General features: G+C 69.3%; 14 protein-coding genes and 3 tRNA genes. 10 read left to right on the top strand and 7 right to left on the bottom strand.

What is annotated here, in order from left to right; genetic code table 11:
• Window positions 1-35 precede the first annotated feature (35 nt).
• The 6 genes from AB0I59_RS17440 to AB0I59_RS17415 all read left to right on the top strand — a co-directional run bounded on the left by AB0I59_RS17440 (window position 36) and on the right by AB0I59_RS17415 (window position 4885).
• Window positions 36-527 carry a cupin domain-containing protein gene (locus tag AB0I59_RS17440; RefSeq protein ID WP_061254987.1) on the top strand — a complete coding sequence of 164 codons (492 nt, stop codon included), beginning with the start codon at window positions 36-38 and terminating at the stop codon, window positions 525-527.
• Window positions 528-736: 209 nt separating this feature from the next.
• Window positions 737-1474: a lytic polysaccharide monooxygenase gene (locus AB0I59_RS17435; protein ID WP_061254988.1), complete on the top strand. Its 738-nt coding sequence runs from the start codon at window positions 737-739 to the stop codon at window positions 1472-1474.
• A gap of 331 nt (window positions 1475-1805) precedes the next feature.
• Window positions 1806-3053, top strand: coding sequence for an MFS transporter (locus tag AB0I59_RS17430; RefSeq protein ID WP_061254989.1), 1248 nt, complete (start codon window positions 1806-1808; stop codon window positions 3051-3053).
• Window positions 3054-3192: 139 nt separating this feature from the next.
• A complete protein-coding gene (locus AB0I59_RS17425; RefSeq protein ID WP_358133803.1) occupies window positions 3193-4605 on the top strand; it encodes a hypothetical protein in 1413 nt (470 codons plus the stop codon).
• Between the two features lie 114 nt (window positions 4606-4719).
• Window positions 4720-4790: transfer RNA gene (locus AB0I59_RS17420), tRNA-Lys, on the top strand.
• Window positions 4791-4807: 17 nt separating this feature from the next.
• Window positions 4808-4885: transfer RNA gene (locus AB0I59_RS17415), tRNA-Leu, on the top strand.
• A 349-nt stretch (window positions 4886-5234) separates the two neighbouring features.
• Here the strand turns inward: AB0I59_RS17415 and AB0I59_RS17410 are convergent.
• The 5 genes from AB0I59_RS17410 to AB0I59_RS17390 form a co-directional block, all read right to left on the bottom strand.
• Window positions 5235-5311 (bottom strand) — tRNA-Lys (locus AB0I59_RS17410).
• Window positions 5312-5430: 119 nt separating this feature from the next.
• On the bottom strand, window positions 5431-6027 hold the full coding sequence (locus tag AB0I59_RS17405) for a hypothetical protein (RefSeq protein ID WP_061254991.1): 597 nt from the start codon (window positions 6025-6027) through the stop codon (window positions 5431-5433).
• A gap of 1327 nt (window positions 6028-7354) precedes the next feature.
• Window positions 7355-8443 carry a sensor histidine kinase gene (locus AB0I59_RS17400; RefSeq protein WP_358133800.1) on the bottom strand — a complete coding sequence of 363 codons (1089 nt, stop codon included), beginning with the start codon at window positions 8441-8443 and terminating at the stop codon, window positions 7355-7357.
• Window positions 8440-9120 carry a response regulator transcription factor gene (locus AB0I59_RS17395; RefSeq protein WP_358133798.1) on the bottom strand — a complete coding sequence of 227 codons (681 nt, stop codon included), beginning with the start codon at window positions 9118-9120 and terminating at the stop codon, window positions 8440-8442. The genes AB0I59_RS17400 and AB0I59_RS17395 overlap by 4 nt, the downstream gene beginning before the upstream one ends.
• Before the next feature lie 219 nt (window positions 9121-9339).
• Entirely contained in the window at window positions 9340-9615 is a 276-nt protein-coding gene (locus tag AB0I59_RS17390; RefSeq protein ID WP_061255231.1) for a hypothetical protein, read from the bottom strand.
• Between the two features lie 183 nt (window positions 9616-9798).
• Here AB0I59_RS17390 and AB0I59_RS17385 point away from each other — a divergent pair, with 183 nt between their 5' ends.
• Window positions 9799-10173: a phage holin family protein gene (locus tag AB0I59_RS17385; RefSeq protein ID WP_061254994.1), complete on the top strand. Its 375-nt coding sequence runs from the start codon at window positions 9799-9801 to the stop codon at window positions 10171-10173.
• Window positions 10174-10359: 186 nt separating this feature from the next.
• Here AB0I59_RS17385 and AB0I59_RS17380 read toward each other — a convergent pair whose 3' ends face one another.
• Window positions 10360-11286, bottom strand: a complete 927-nt coding sequence (locus tag AB0I59_RS17380; protein WP_358133794.1) for an LLM class F420-dependent oxidoreductase — start codon at window positions 11284-11286, stop codon at window positions 10360-10362.
• 100 nt (window positions 11287-11386) lie between these two features.
• Here AB0I59_RS17380 and AB0I59_RS17375 point away from each other — a divergent pair, with 100 nt between their 5' ends.
• The 3 genes from AB0I59_RS17375 (at window position 11387) to AB0I59_RS17365 (ending at window position 13742) form a co-directional block, all read left to right on the top strand.
• Window positions 11387-11938 (top strand): TetR/AcrR family transcriptional regulator, encoded by a 552-nt coding sequence (locus AB0I59_RS17375; RefSeq protein ID WP_061254996.1) that lies wholly within the window; start codon window positions 11387-11389, stop codon window positions 11936-11938.
• A gap of 206 nt (window positions 11939-12144) precedes the next feature.
• Window positions 12145-13206: an amidohydrolase family protein gene (locus tag AB0I59_RS17370; RefSeq protein ID WP_358133790.1), complete on the top strand. Its 1062-nt coding sequence runs from the start codon at window positions 12145-12147 to the stop codon at window positions 13204-13206.
• Window positions 13203-13742 (top strand): cysteine dioxygenase, encoded by a 540-nt coding sequence (locus tag AB0I59_RS17365; protein WP_061254997.1) that lies wholly within the window; start codon window positions 13203-13205, stop codon window positions 13740-13742. The genes AB0I59_RS17370 and AB0I59_RS17365 overlap by 4 nt, the downstream gene beginning before the upstream one ends.
• Window positions 13743-13792: 50 nt before the next feature.
• Here the strand turns inward: AB0I59_RS17365 and AB0I59_RS17360 are convergent, their stop codons facing one another.
• Entirely contained in the window at window positions 13793-14971 is a 1179-nt protein-coding gene (locus tag AB0I59_RS17360) for a CynX/NimT family MFS transporter (RefSeq protein ID WP_358133787.1), read from the bottom strand.

The raw sequence follows: 14971 nt of genomic DNA, 5'->3' as shown, positions 1-14971 counted from the left end.
TCATTAGACCATCGTCTACTGGAAAGCTGGCGACCATGACAGAGAGCGCGAAGGTCCGCCCGTACGTCCGCGGCGAGGCCGACGGCGAGGCGTTGTGGTTCCTCGGCAGCCTCGTCACCGTCAAGGCGACCGGAGCCGAGACCCGCGGCCGTCTCACCGTCGCGGAGTTCGTGAACCCGGCCGGCTTCGCACCGCCCCTCCACCGGCATCTGGAGGAGGACGAGCTGTTCTACGTCCTGTCCGGCACCGCGCGGTTCCACTGCGACGGGGAGGTCTTCACGGCGGGGCCCGGCGATTTCGTGCTCCTTCCCGTGGGGCTGGCGCACACCTTCGTCGTCGGCCCGGAGGAGCCGCTGCGGACCCTGCAGATCACCACACCGTCCGGGTTCGAGCGGTTCGCCGCCGCCGTGGGCGGGCCCGCCGGTGAGCGGCGGTTGCCGGATCCCTCGCCGGTCAACCCCGTCGCCCTCGGCCACGCGGCGGCGCAGCACGCGATCGAGATCCTCGGCCCTCCCCCTGCCGCCTGACCGGCGACCACTCCGCATCGGGCCCCGGCACACCCCCTCTTGCCGGGCGGTGAACCCGTGCGCGGGGCCCACCTCCTTTGGACCGTTCGACGACTCGCGGGGACCCGCACGCGTCCGACAACCTTCGGTAAATCGGGTTGCCAGGACATTTACTGTTAAGAAAGTTTCCTTTATGTTGTGGCTATCCCCCCAGCATGAAGGAGTGTGACATGCGAAGAGCGGTCATCTTCATCTCGACGGCGATCGTCGCCGCCGGGGCCACGCTGTTCATGGCCTCTCCGGCTCTCGCCCACGGCTACGTGTCGTCGCCGCCGAGCAGGCAGGCCATGTGCGCCCAGGGTCGCGTCGCGAACTGCGGCGAGATCATCTACGAGCCGCAGAGCGTCGAAGGCCCGAAGGGCCTGCGATCGTGCAGCGGTGGCAACGCCCGCTTCGCCCAGCTCGACGACGAGAGCAAGGCGTGGCCGGCCACGAGCGTCGGGAACAGCCTCACGTTCAACTGGGTGCTGACCGCCCGCCACGCCACCAGCACGTGGGAGTACTACATCGGCGGCACCCGGATCGCGGTGTTCAACGACCAGGGACGCCAGCCCGGCGCCACGGTCTCGCACAACGTGGACCTGGGTGGCAGGACCGGCAGGCAGAAGGTTCTCGCGATCTGGAACATCGCCGACACCCCGAACGCCTTCTACTCCTGCATCGACCTGCAGGTCGGCGGGGGCACCGACCCCAGCCCGAGCCCCAGCCCGAGCCCGACGCGGAGCCCGAGCCCCAGCCCGTCGTCGAGCCCGAGCACCCCGGCCGGAACCTGGGCCGCCGGCACGGCGTACACGGCCGGTGACCAGGTCACCTACGGCGGCGTGAGCTACCGGTGCCTCCAGGCGCACACCGCCCTCACCGGCTGGGAGCCGCCGAACGTACCCGCGCTGTGGCAGCGGCTGAGCTGACCCTCCGCCGGTCCCCTGTCCCTCCTCCGGGGCGGGGGACCGGCCTCAGGAGACCCACCGGAAACCCGGGTCAAACTCCTCCTTCGACCGGCGCGTTCGCCCCGTCGGCGTGGTCGATTCTCACGTGTTCGCGCACCAGCGTGGGGAGTCACCGCGGTATGTCGCGTCCGAATATTCGACGGAGTTGACATTCAGACTTTACGGAGTCTGGATACGCCGTTAATGTCGCTGCCTGTGCGGACTTTGAGCGTCCTCTTCGAACATCATCCGACCGGGTGGCAGAGGTGAGCGTTCACTTCACGCTGGGCGTGAAGCACGCCGGACCGAGCTTATGAAGCGCTGGTTCGCGGCCATGCTGCCTGAGCGAGGGGCACCGCGCCGCCTCGCGTTCGTGTTCTTCATCAACAGCATGGGCAACGGGATGTACGCGCCCGCGGGGCTGCTGTTCCTGAGCCGTGTCGTCGGCCTGCCGGTGGTCCAGGTCGGCATCGTGCTGACGGTCGCCGGCCTGATCGCACTCGGCGCGGGCATCCCGGCGGGACGTCTGGCCGACCGATGGGGACCGCGAGGGATTGCGGCGACGCTCTTGCTCTGTGAGGGCGTCTGCATGGCCGGTCTCGTCTCGCTCACCGTGCTGCGGGCGTACGCGCTGCTCTTTCTGCTGGTCGGCGTGAGCGCCATCGCCGAGCACGGCGGCCGAGCGGTGCGAGGCGTCGTGATCGCGCGTGTGGGCGGCGCGAACCGCGTCGCGCTGCGCGCGCAGTTCCGGGCGTTCGGCAACGTCGCGACGGCTCTCGGGGCGCTTGTCTCCGGCCTGGCGATCCAACTGGACACCCAGGCCGCCTACATCACGCTGGTGCTGATCAACGCGGCCACGTACATCACCGCCGCCGCCCTGATGTGGCGCCTGCCTTACTATCCGCCGCTGCCCGCGCCCGCTGCGGCGAGAAGGCTCGCGGTGTTCCGCGACCGCGGTTTCGCGGCGATCACCGCGCTGAACTCGTTCATGATGCTGGAATACGGCGTCCTGATCGTGGCGCTGCCGATCTGGATCGTCAGCCAGACCGAGGCGCCGCGCTGGATGGCCGGTGGAGCCCTACTGATCAATACGGTCCTCGTCGCCGCGCTGCAGGTTCGGATGAGCCGTGGTGTCACGAATCCCGCTTCCTCCGCGGTCGCGCTACGCCGGGCGGGGTCGGTCTTCCTGCTGTCGACCGTCACCATCGCGGCGGCCTCGGCATTGCCCTCGACGGCGGCACTGATCGTGCTGGTCCTCGCGGTCGCGGTGCACACCATGGGCGAACTCTGGCACGCGAGCGCCGCTTTCGAGCTTCCGTACAGCCTGGCTCCAGAACATGCGCACGGTGAGTACCAGGGAATGTTCGAGCTCGGCGTGGGAGTTTCCATGGCCGTCGCTCCGGCGCTGCTGACCGCGCTCTGCATCGAGGGCGGCGCCCTCGGCTGGCTCGCTCTGGGAATCGCCTTCGCGGCCATGGGCGCCCTGGCTCCCATGGTCGTCTCATGGGCGGCCCGTGGCAGGGAAGCCCATGTAGTCGCGGAACCCACCGGCAGCGCTTGACCCGAAGGCGGCCCGGCATCAGGCGACGCTCTCCCGCTGCCTTCTCGCGAACCGGCCTTCTGCGGCAACCGATCAATAAATAGCAGCAACCGGAGAAATCTAGTCGCAGCCATATCGAACCAGCCGGGATCATGGTGCCATGACGTTCCGTAAGGGAGACCGGTCACGCCGGGAGATCCTCGCCGAGTTGCATGGTTCGCTGGATCGGCGGTACCGGCCCGAGGATGTCGCCGACCTGGTGCTGCGGGCGCTGGACAGGCGGTTGTCGCGGCGTGAGCGTGTGGTGCTGGAGCGCGCGGCCACGCACTCCTCCCGCCGGGAGGGTTGGTTCTCCTCGATGTCCGCTGATTACGCCAGGCCGGTCGGCGGTGCCCGGCAGGTCGCGGCGGCGAGCCGGCTGTTCGACCGGCAGGTGGAGGTCGACCCCGACGACCCGGAATCGCTGCTGGAGTTCGCGGCGACCATGGGGCGCGAGATCCGGTGGGCGCCGGAGCGCAGTGACTTCCTGGCCGACCGGCTCAACCGGGACTCCCGGGCGGCGGCGGGCATGGATCTGTCCAAGCGGCAGTACAACCGCCGGTTCAGGATGTTGCGCCGGGTCGCCGCCAAGGCGGGCACGCTGAGCACCGAGCAGGACAAGCGGCGCCTGCTCATGGTGGGTGTCACCGGCTTCGGCGCCGACATCCCGCTGGAGCGGTTCACCGCCGACGCCGATGCCGCGTGCTTCGTGGCGTACTACACCGCGCGGCGCAAGACGCGCCGGGAGTTCAGCCTGGCCGGGCGGGACAACCCGTTCGACGAGATCGCCCAGGTCCTGCTCGACCGCTGTACGGCCGGGAGCGACTGGTGGATGATCGCCCAGGTATGGGCGACTCCCGAGGTCCTGGGACGCCTGACCGACGAGGAGCGTGGGCGGCTGCTGGGTCAGTGGTCGGCGGCCATGCGGCACGGCGCCGACGTGCTGCGCGCCCGCTGGAACCCCGGCACCGACCGCACCACGATGATCGTACGGCGCGGCGACGACTCCACCACGTGGAACAACCTGGCGGTCGCCTACAACGCGGCCAGGGCCGGCTGGTTGGCCTGCCTGGCGTCGTTGGACGCGCTTGACCTGCTGGAGGTGGCCTGTCCGGGCAAGGTGATGCGGCTGATGGCCGCCGATCTGGCCGCCTGGCATCGCGGCACCGGCGGGGGCGTCGATCCGAACACCGCGGTGTGGGCGGCGCTGCCGCTGCCCTGGGAGGTGCTGGACGGCACCGCGCGCTGCACTCGCGCCGACGTGGAGGGGGCCTGCCGTACGGCCGGGCTGGACCCGGCGCGGTCGGGGTGGACCGCGCCCGCGGCTCGACGTGGGGTGGCCGTGTACCGGCCGACACCCGAGCTGGTGCACGGAGTGAGCATCGCCGACCCGGTGTGGGCGGCCCTGCTCCGGCGTGCCGGGGTGTTCAGCGGCAGGAGTGTGAAGCCTGAACTGGCCGCCGACGCCGGCCACGGGCTGGCCTCCGGAGTGGTCGTCAGCGACCTGCCCACGATCGGCCTTCCGGAAGGCTAGGCCGGCGGCGCTGCCGTATCCGGGCTTCAGGTCGAAGAAACGCGGTTCGGGCCCGGCCGGCGACGCCGCTGTTCTGTGGCGCCCTCGGGCGGCATGGAGCATACTGGGCGGGATCCGCCGTAGTTCAGTGGTAGAACGCCTGGCTCTTCACCGGGTGGACGCCGGTTCGAGCCCGGTCGGCGGTGCCGTAGATGATGGACGTGGCCTCGTTGTAGCTCAGAGGTAGAGCGCCTGGCTCAGGACCGGGTGGACGCCGGTTCGAGCCCGGTCGATGAGGCCCTCCAACAGACATCCCAGTTCCAGTCGCGTCACTTCTTGTCTCGGGCAAACACGCGGGCACGATCGACAAGGGCATTCGCTTCGAAATCAATGGCTGGTGAATCAGTGGCTGGTGGAAGTCCGGCTCTGTCCGTGGCAGGTAGGAGCCCCGGGCGGCTTCACTCTGACAGCCGCAATGGATCTCCGCTGAGGGCGGACCGACACCACATCGTGATCATGATCAAAGCAAGATCACGACATGCGGTCAGCCTCGGAACAACCAGCATGATCATGGCAGCGGGCGAGTCACCGTTAGATTGCTCGCCAAATGAAGAAAACCCAGGTCAGTGACACCGACCTGGGTTTCTCGCTGGTGCGCCGCCAGGGACTCGAACCCCGGACCCGCTGATTAAGAGTCAGCTGCTCTAACCAACTGAGCTAGCGGCGCCTGCGAACGCTCGTAACCTTAGCAGTCTCGGAGGCGTCACGCACATCCGTTACCACCTCCCTGGACCCCGGCCCAGGGAGGAGTGTCGAGCCTCAGGGGAGGGCACGAGCGGGGTTCGCTCAGCTCCTCCAGGCACCGGACGAGAAGGGGAGGGGCGCGCCCTTCGTGCCGGGACCGTCGCCCCACTTGGTGACGACATAGTCGATCTCGATGTGGCCCGCGCCGCCGTTGCTCTCGACGGTCAGCGTGTTGGTGTTCCACTTGCCGCCGGTGAGCTCGGCGAAGGTCTTGCCATCGATGTCGAGCATGACGCCGCGCTCGGAGGGGATGCCGGGGCCGCGGTCACCGATGAAGAACTTGGCCTTCTTGCCCTTGTAGATGACGTAGCCCTCGGTACCGAGAGGCCAGCTGGGGCTGGAGAAGAGGCCCTTCTGCATCGGCTTGCCGATGGCGGGCATACCGGTGTCGCCCTGACGGCCGGAGGCGTCGTCCCAGAAGTACGAGCCCTTGGTGCTGCCCCGGAGGAGCGCCTGCTCCTTGATCTCGGGAGCCTGGGCGACCTGGGAGGTGTGAGCGGTCGTGATCGCGGTTTCGGAGGCGGGAGCCGCGCTGGCCGCGGTGGCGCCGAACGCGCTGACGCCGATGAAGGCGGCGCCGGCGACGGCGGTGAGAGCGGTCAGCTTCCGGTTGTTACGCAGGCCAAACAGCGTGTTCATGAAGAATTGGGATCTTTCGTGAGACGACAGGGGACGGCCGCGTGCGTCGTGTATCAGGCCTGCGAGGTCAAGGGCGGGCCGGGCACGGGGCGCGGAGCGGGTCGAGAAATGTCGATCGCCACTGAGATGCACATTCAGTGCGCTGTACTCATCGACTGGGGGCCGATGGGACGTATCGGACGTACGGGCCGTGAGGACCCGGATCCGGAGGTCAAGCGGGGGTCTCCCGCGAAGATCTCCTCTCCTGGAAAGTCCAGCCACCGGTCGGCAGCAATACGGACACTACACACCAAGACATGACAAAGCAAACGAAATCACCCAGAAGGGGCAAAAGATCTACCGCTTCGGCTAAAAACGATCTGTTCCGGGTCACGTACGCGTGCGAAAAACCGCGCAGGCACAGGACTTCTCGCGAGAAGCTCGGCAAAGCGCGGACCGGGTAAGGCAAAGAACGGATGCGGCGAGACCCCTCCCGACAGGCAAAAACCATGCATAGCGCATCCCTGCCACGGAACGCCCTGGTAGAGCCACCGGAAACTCCCACGCCGTACGGGCGAGCATCCGGCCGCGGCGGCCCACTGGGATACGCGGGACAAGGGATACCGGGATCTCTCTGATACCAGCGATACGCAGGATTCGTTTGGATACCGGGATACCCGAGATACGCCGGATACGGGGGATACAGAAGAAACGTGACGAGCCGCGAATCGGGCATGAGAAAAGCCCGCCTGAGCGGCCTCGCAGGAAGCGAGACGTGCCAGCAGACGGGCTTCGGACGGATCTGATCGCCGGAATGACGGCACCCAGAAGAAAGTGCCCGAAAGACAGCGGCCGGCGGCAGAGGGAGGCGACTGGGAGGAACTGCCCCAGAAGTTGGGGATCGAAGGACAGCAGCCAGCGGAAGGCAGACGCCGGGTGGTTCGTGCCGGCATTCGCCCGGACATGCGGCGGGGCCGGACAGTCCCCCAACTGTCCGGCCCCGACTCAAAGCGGTCCGCCTGGGATACCCTCCCCAAAGGCACCGGCGGTTCCCGCTGTCCGGACGCGGTTCCCCCTCCGCGTCCTTATCGGCAAAAGCTTCCGTGTAGGAGCCACAACCCCCTTGACCTGCTTCTACATTAGCGAGGGGCGCACCACGAACGGGTCATGTACGGGTGGGCATTAGCCCTTGGTCCGGGCCTCCGGACCACGAACGGCACGACCAACCTTCGTCATACGGAAACGACGCCCGCGGGTCACCCCTCATGCTTCCGGCATCGCGTCCCCCGCGAAAGGGGCCCCCCGCCGACGGTCCGGCGCGTGCCCCATGGCCCACCGGCTCGGCAGGTCACCTCAGGGCTTCGTCCAGGTCGGCCTGCCGTTCGTGGAGAGGGAGGTTGAGCCGGACGAGCGTGCCTCCGCCGGGCGCGGCGCTCGCGGCGACGCTGCCTCCATGGCTGTCCACGACCTGGCGCACGATGGCGAGCCCCAGTCCGGAGCCGGGCATGGCCCGTGCGCCCGGCGCGCGGTAGAACCGGTCGAAGACATGCGGGAGGTCCTCGGCCGCGATTCCCTTCCCGTGATCGCGTACGGTGACCACGCCTCCGGTCTGGGACACCTCGACCGCTCCCCCGGGCGGACCGTACTTGCCCGCGTTGTCCAGCAGGTTGGCGACCGCCCGGGACAGCCGGTCGGACACACCGCGCACCACCGCCGGCTCGACCGAGACCTGGTACGACATGGACGGCCAGTGGGCCGACGCCCGCGACACCTCCCGCGTGACGATCTCGTCGAGGCGCACATCCTCGACCAGCGCGGCCGGCTCCTCGTCCCTGGCCAGCTCGACCACATCGGAGATCAGTACGGTCAACTCCTCCATGCCGGCCATCGCCGCCCTGCTGATCTCGTCGTGGTCCTCCTGGTCGGGTCCGCCCCTGATCAGCAGCTCGACATTCGTGCGCAGCGCGGTCAGGGGCGTTCGCAGCTCATGGGAGGCGTCGGCGACCAGCCGTTTCTGCGCTCGGGCGGAGCGTTCCAGCGCGTCCAGCATGGTGTTGAAACTGCGGGCCAGGCTGCCCAGCTCGTCGTCTTTGGCGACCTCGATCCGCGTGGTGAGGTCGCGCGTGGAGGCGACCCGCTCGGCCGCGTCCTTCAGGATGCCCACCGGGCGCAGAGCGGTATGCGCGGCGAGCCACCCGAGCGCCCCGGACAGGAGAAGGCCGCCGAAGGCGACCGCGAGGAACGGCCAGCCGAGATCGTCCACATCCCCGAGGCTGGCCAGCACCCCGGGCGGCGGGCGGTCGGGATACGCCTCGTAGTGCCCGAGCGCGCTCTCGACCCTCCGGCACGTGATGAGGTACGCGGCGACGATCACAACGATCACGCTGATCGCGGCGGTCATCGCCGAGGCGAGGGCGAGCCGCCAGCGGAGCTTCATGCCTGCTCCCTCAGCGTGTAACCGAGGCCGTGCACGGTCTGGATCAATCTCGGTTCCCCACCCGCTTCGGTCTTTCTCCGTAGATAGCGGATGTAGACCTCCAGGGAGTTGGAACCCGGCGTGAACTCGTAGCCCCAGATGCGTTCGAGAATGACCTCGCGGGTGAGCACCTGGCCTCCGTTGCAGATGAGTAGGTCGAGCAGAGCGAACTCTGTCCTGGTCAGGTCGATGATCCGCGTACCGCGCCGCGCTTGCCTGCTGTCCGGCATGATCGCCAGATCCGCGTAGCGGGTCGCCGGCCCGGCCGGTGCCGTACGGCGGAGCAGCGCGCGCACCCGCGCGAACAGCTCCTCCAGTGCGAACGGTTTGGCGAGGTAGTCGTCGGCTCCCGCGTCGAGGCCCGTGACCCGGTCACCGATGCCACCGAGAGCCGTCAGCATGAGCACCGGCGTGCGGTCGCCGACCTCACGGAGTCTCCTGCAGACCTCCAGGCCGTCCATCTGGGGCATCATCACGTCGAGAACGACCAGGTCGGGCGGGCTTCCGGTGATCGACGCGAGCGCGGTCACACCGTCGGAGGCTCCCGCGACCTGATATCCCTCCACCCGGAGCGCGCGGGACACCGCGTTGCGCACTTCCGGTTCGTCGTCCACGACGAGCACGCGTGTCTCGGCCACGGCGCCATCATGACCCGGAAATCTGAGAGTGTCCTGAACTCCGGCAATATCTCGCGATAACTTGCGCTATCCGGCCTGTGCCGAACGTTTCCCGTGCGCGTCCCCCGCTCCGTGCGTCCGCAGACGTCCGGATCGTCAGGCGCCGCGGTCTTCACACGCCCGGATACGCCCTGGCGCCGCGGTCTTCACACGCCGGGATCTCTCGTGGCCGCCGCGTGCTCAGGCGTCGGGATGCTGAGCGAGGTACTCGATGTAGACCGGGCGCAACGCTTCGCCGAGATGGCCCTCCCCGGCCGCCATGGCATCACTGAGCAGCGCGGACACTCGGCTGAGATCGTTGGCCGTCTCCTCACGCTCCCCGCTGGCGGCCTCGGCCGCGGGGATCACTTTCAGCAGGCGCCAGAGAAACCCGAGGTCACCGTGCCGTACGGCATAGCGGACGGCGCGGTCGTGCAACTCCCGTGCGGACAGCAGCTCAAGCTCTTCCACGTCCATCCTCCCCACCCCCATCGAGGTGCTTTCCCCGGAGATGGGGCAATTAATGCAAGTTGTCCGATGAGAAACGGGCAATCCCTTTCGGTGGAGGTCCGGACCGACACGCCGCCGACGCCCGGCGCGGATTTTTTACCGGAACCCGGACATGCCCATGCTGTGCTCTGGCATGGAAGACTCCGTTACGTGAAGGTCATCATCAAGATTCTGATCGTCGCGGCGGCGCTGTGGGCGTCCACCAAGCTGGTGGACGGCATCGTGCTCACCGCAGACACCACCTCCAAACAGATCGGCACGCTGCTCGCGGTCGCGCTGATCTTCGGCCTGGTGAACGCGGTCATCAAGCCGATCATCAAGTTCGTGGGTTGTGCGTTCTACGTGCTCACGTTCGGCCTCTTCGCGCTGGTGGTCAACGCCGCCCTGCTGCTGCTCACCGGCTGGGCGTCCGAGCAGCTCGACCTGCCGTTCCATGTCGACGGCTTCATGGCCGCCTTCTGGGGCGCGCTCCTGATCGGCGTGATCAGCTGGATCCTGGAGCTGATCCTCCGCGTCAACGACTGACGGCACGCTGTCCACGCCTTCCGGGGCGTCCCCGCGCCGCGTCGCCCTCGACCGACCTCGGTCACCGGGCGGCGCGGCCGTCTCGTTTCCCGGCCGCCCCGCGCCTTCACGGCCGGGTGGCGCCGGGAGGCGTCCGCTGCCTCTTCGCCCGGTAGCGAGGACGACGGCCTTCACTCACACGCGAGATCACACCTGGTTCGGCACCGTCGAACCGGTCCGGAGGGAGGCGAGAACCCGGATGGTACGGGCCTGTTCACTCTCGCTCCCGAACGGACTCACCAGCAGCTCCGTCGCTCCGGCTTCCGCGTACTGCCGGATCGCCCGAGCCAGGGTGGATTCGTCCCCTGCGACGACCGTCTCGTGCACACCGGACATGCCCTGGCGGTCCAGCATCGACCGATAGCTGGCGAACTGGGCGGCGAACCCCACCGTCTGGGCGACCCGCCGCCTGGCCCCGTCCGGATCGTCGGTGACGCTGACCATCACCGACGCCACGATCCGGGGCGCCGGCCGTCCCGCCTCCGCCGCGGCGCGGGTGATCGTCGGCTGGACGTAGTCGGCGATGGCTTCCGGGCCCGTCCACACGGTCACCGTGCCGTCGGCGAGTTCGGCGGCGATGCGCAGCATGACCGGGCCGAGCGCGGAGACCAGCACGGAGGGCGGTTTCGTGCCGGGTACGTCGATCTGCCCCACCGCGGTGAGCGTCTGGCCCCGGTACTCGACCTGTTCGCCGCGCAGCAGGGGCTGAAGTGCCGACAGGTACTCCCGGACGTGCCGGGCGGGACGGTCGTAGGAGTGGCCGAACTGTCCCTCGATGATCTGGCGATGGCTCGGCCCGATCCCGAGGGTGAGCCGGTTGCCCGTGACCGCCTGCGTTGTGAGTGCCTGACCCGCCAGCGCGAGCGGGTGCCGGGGATAGGTCTGCACCACCGCGGTCCCCAACTCGATCGCGGGGACCCGCTGACCGATGACGGCCAGCAGCGTGAGGGCGTCCCATGAGGTGAGCTGGCTGAGGAAGACGCTGTCCAGCCCCGCCTCGGCCGCGGCGCGCACCTGCCCGACCGTCGCGTCCACGGTCGACCCGCCGCCGCCGATGTACAGCCCTGTCTTCATGGCGCTCCTAACCTGAACCGGATGTTCACCTTCCGATGCAGGGCCGACACTAACATGAACCGTGCGTTCCGATTGTTCTGCTGTTTGGAGAGGCGGTTCTGTGCGAGCCGACGCGCGGCGCAACCAGCAACTCATCGTCGCCACCGCTCTCAGGTTGTTCGCGGAGCGGGGAACGGGCGTGTCGATGGAAGAGATCGCCAGGAGCGCCGGGCTCGGCGTCGGCACCCTCTACCGGCACTTCCCCGATCGGCAGGCACTGGTGGAGGACATCGCCGCCGACGTTCTCCGGCGGCTGCTCACGTTCGGCCAGGCCACGATCGAGCGGACCGCGTCGCCGTGGCAAGCCCTGCTGCTCATCGTGGCGCACTGCGCCGGGCTGCCGCTGGCCTTGACCAAGTCGCTGTCCGACGCCCCGTCGGCCCACCCCGAACTGGTGAGGCTGCGACAGGACCTCGACACCCTGTTCGCCCAGATCGCGGAACAGGCGCAGGAGGAGGGGACGATGCGTCGTGACATCCCGCCGAGCGAGGTCATCGGCCTGCTCAACGTGGCCGTCTGCCGTCCCGGGGCGCGCGCGGACGACCACCTGACCACGGTGATCCTCGACGGCCTCGCGGCGCCCGGCGCCACCCGGCGCCGGGCCCCCGCCTGAGTCACTCCGTCGGGGCGAGCCCGCACGTTCGACCGGGCGCGGCACGATGACGCGGACGCCGACGAGGCCGGCCGGCGGTCGGATCGCCCACGGCCGAAGTGGGACTTCACCCACCATCGTGTCGGCCGCCACATCCCACCCTGGTCGCCCTCGCGCCGAATAACCCTTATTATGAGTAGGGAATACCGATAACCCGGGGGGTGGCGATGAGCATCGACGTGCACCAGCATCTGTGGACGCCGTCGTTCCTCGACGCCCTGCGCCGCCGTTCGGCGCCACCCCGCCTCGACGGTTGGACCCTCCTCCTGGACGGCGAGCCGCCGTACGAGGTGGATCCGGACGACCACGACCTCGCCGTCCGGGCGTCGCGGGCCGCGGGACTCGACCTCGCCCTGGTCTCCCTGTCCAGCCCGCTCGGGATCGAGCACCTGCCACCGGACGAGGCGTGGCCGCTGATCGACGCCTATCATGCGGGGGCCGCGGAACTGCCCGCTCCCTTCCGCGCCTGGGCCGCCGCCCCGGTGACGGACATCGACCCCGCACGGCTGTCGCACACCCTCGACCAGGGCTTCGCCGGGCTCCAGCTCCCGGCCACCGCACTGCGGGACGCCGCGGCATTCGCGGTGGCCGCCCCGCTGCTCGACGTGCTCGCGGAGCGCGGGCTTCCCCTTTTCATGCACCCCGGACCCGCCGCGGTCCCTTCCGGAAGCCCCGCCTGGTGGGCGGCGGTCGTGCCGTACGCGCAGCAGATGCACGCCTCCTGGTACGCCTTCCAGGCCGTGGGACGGCCCCGCCATCCCGACCTCAAGATCTGCTTCGCCCTGCTCGCCGGGCTGGCGCCGCTCCACTCCGAGCGCGCGACGAACAGGGGCGCCCCCGGGCGCGGGCGGGTGGATCCCGGCGCGTTCGTCGAGACGTCGTCGTACGGGTCGCGCGCCATCGACGCGGTGATCCGCGAGCTCGGCATCGACGTCGTGGTCAACGGCTCCGACCAGCCCTACGCCGAGGCCCCGTCCCTGGACTTCGGCGACGCCGCACGTCACGCCATCGGCCATGCCAACGCCATCCGGCTGCTCCAGGCGCGGTCGCACCACAGGCCGTCGCCCTCACCCGAGCCGTCACCGTCACCATCACCATCACGCACGACGTCACAGCAGCTCAGGACGTCACAGCCGTACTCAGAGACACAGCCGTATTCAGAGACACAGCCGCACACAACGACACGAGTACACCCGCACACGCCGTCACGAAAGGAGCCGCAGTCATGAGCACGCCCACAGTCCAGGTCACCGAGAGCGACGCTCCGTATGAGCGGCTGCCGGCCCGCGCGCTGGACCGCCGCGAGCTGGCGACCCTCGTCAACGACCTCGCCGCCCGGCCGGAGCTGTGGGAGGAGCACCTCAACTTCGACGGGGCCGAGGACGGCGGGCGCCACTACGCCTCGCTCCATCGCGACTCGCACGTGGACGTGTGGCTGCTGTGCTGGCGCCCGGAGGACGACACGGGCTGGCACGACCACGACATCTCCTCGGGAGCGGTCCGCGTGGTGAACGGCACCCTCAAGGAGTCCAACCCCAGGATCGGCGGCCTGCACCTGGAGACGACCGTCACGGCGGGCGACTCGTTCTCGTTCGGGCCGGACCACATCCACCGGCTGACCGGCGTGGAGCACGGCAGCGTGTCGATCCACGCCTACTCGCCGCCCCTGTGGCGTCTGGGGCAGTACTCCATCGGCGACGACGGGATGATGCGCCGGCTGTCCGTCAGCTACGCCGACGAGCTGCGCCCGCTCGACCCGGCGTGAGCGTTCCCGTCCCGGCCTGACCCGTCCGGTCGCCGCGCCCGCGTCCCGGCTCAGCCCGCGGGCGCGGGGCGCCCGGCGAGGCAGCCGAACAGGAGCTGGAGGGCGCACGCGCCGAGCCCCGCGAGCAGCGGAAGCGTCCAGTCACCGGAAAGCTGGTGCAGCAGGCCGAAGAGGAGCGGGCCGACCGCGGCCAGCACGTAGCCGCTCGACTGCGCGACCGCCGAGAGCGCGGTCACCGAGGCCGGGTCCGGCGCACGCAGCGCGATGATCAGCAGGGCCAGTGCGATGGAGGCACCCTGGCCCACCCCCAGGATGATCATCCACAGCCACGGCGATGTCGCGGGAGCCAGCAGGACCCCGGCATATCCGGCGATGGTGAGAGCCGCCGCCCCCACGACGTGCGGCACCTGCGATCGGGCGCCACCCGCGTGCACGGGCACGGTCAGCGTCGCCGCTATCTGGGCCAGGTTCGTCAGCCCGAGAAGGTATCCGGCCTGGTCCGCCGGGAGTCCCGCGTCCTGGAAGATCGTGGGCAGCCACGCCAGCATGATGTAGAACGTCAACGACTGCAGGCCCATGAACGCCATGACGAACCAGGTCATCCTGCTGCCCAGCAGGGTCCGGTACGGCCGGCGCCCGCCCTTGCCGTACGTCCCCGGCGGCCGGCGCAGCGCCTGCGGCGTCCAGAGCACGGCGGCGACGATCGCGAGCATGGCCGCCGATGCGGCCGCGGCCCGCCAGCCGAACTCGCGGGCCAGCGGGACCATCACCGCCGACGCTCCCGCGGCCCCGGCCACCAGGCAGGACACGTAAACCGCGGTGTAGGGCCCGACCCGTGACGGGAAGTGCTGCTTGACGATCGCGGGCATGGCGACGTTCATGATCGCGATGGCCGTGCCGGCGAGTGCGGCTCCGCCGTACAGGGCGACGAGGCCGTCCACACTGCGCACGATGACTCCGACGGCGAGGATGAGCAGGCCGACGAGAAGCGTGCGGTCCAGCCCGATCCGCCCGGCGAGCGCGGGCGCCAGCGGCGCGAGCAGGCCGAGGCAGACCACCATGACGGTGGTGATGGCGCCGCCCGCCGCCGCGTTCAGCCCGAGGTCGCCCATGATGTCGCTGAGCAGCGGCGACACGCCCGCGAGTGCGGGCCGGAGGTTCAGCGCCGCGAGAACGAACCCCACGATCAGCAGCATCCGGCCCGGCTCGCCGTCGGTTCCCCGATTCAC

This window comes from Microtetraspora glauca, assembly GCF_040656155.1.
GTDB classification, from domain to species: domain Bacteria; phylum Actinomycetota; class Actinomycetes; order Streptosporangiales; family Streptosporangiaceae; genus Microtetraspora; species Microtetraspora glauca.
This window is presented reverse-complemented; position numbering and strand designations above follow the sequence as displayed.

Excerpts from the sequence above, each read along its gene's own strand:
- AB0I59_RS17405 (WP_061254991.1), bottom strand. The coding sequence starts at position 6,027 with ATGAACACGCTGTTTGGCCTGCGTAACAACCGGAAGCTGACCGCTCTC.
- AB0I59_RS17365 (WP_061254997.1), top strand. The coding sequence starts at position 13,203 with ATGAGCACGCCCACAGTCCAGGTCACCGAGAGCGACGCTCCGTATGAG.
- AB0I59_RS17430 (WP_061254989.1), top strand. The coding sequence starts at position 1,806 with ATGAAGCGCTGGTTCGCGGCCATGCTGCCTGAGCGAGGGGCACCGCGC.
- AB0I59_RS17370 (WP_358133790.1), top strand. The coding sequence starts at position 12,145 with ATGAGCATCGACGTGCACCAGCATCTGTGGACGCCGTCGTTCCTCGAC.
- AB0I59_RS17435 (WP_061254988.1), top strand. The coding sequence starts at position 737 with ATGCGAAGAGCGGTCATCTTCATCTCGACGGCGATCGTCGCCGCCGGG.
- AB0I59_RS17400 (WP_358133800.1), bottom strand. The coding sequence starts at position 8,443 with ATGAAGCTCCGCTGGCGGCTCGCCCTCGCCTCGGCGATGACCGCCGCG.
- AB0I59_RS17390 (WP_061255231.1), bottom strand. The coding sequence starts at position 9,615 with ATGGACGTGGAAGAGCTTGAGCTGCTGTCCGCACGGGAGTTGCACGAC.
- AB0I59_RS17380 (WP_358133794.1), bottom strand. The coding sequence starts at position 11,286 with ATGAAGACAGGGCTGTACATCGGCGGCGGCGGGTCGACCGTGGACGCG.
- AB0I59_RS17425 (WP_358133803.1), top strand. The coding sequence starts at position 3,193 with ATGACGTTCCGTAAGGGAGACCGGTCACGCCGGGAGATCCTCGCCGAG.
- AB0I59_RS17440 (WP_061254987.1), top strand. The coding sequence starts at position 36 with ATGACAGAGAGCGCGAAGGTCCGCCCGTACGTCCGCGGCGAGGCCGAC.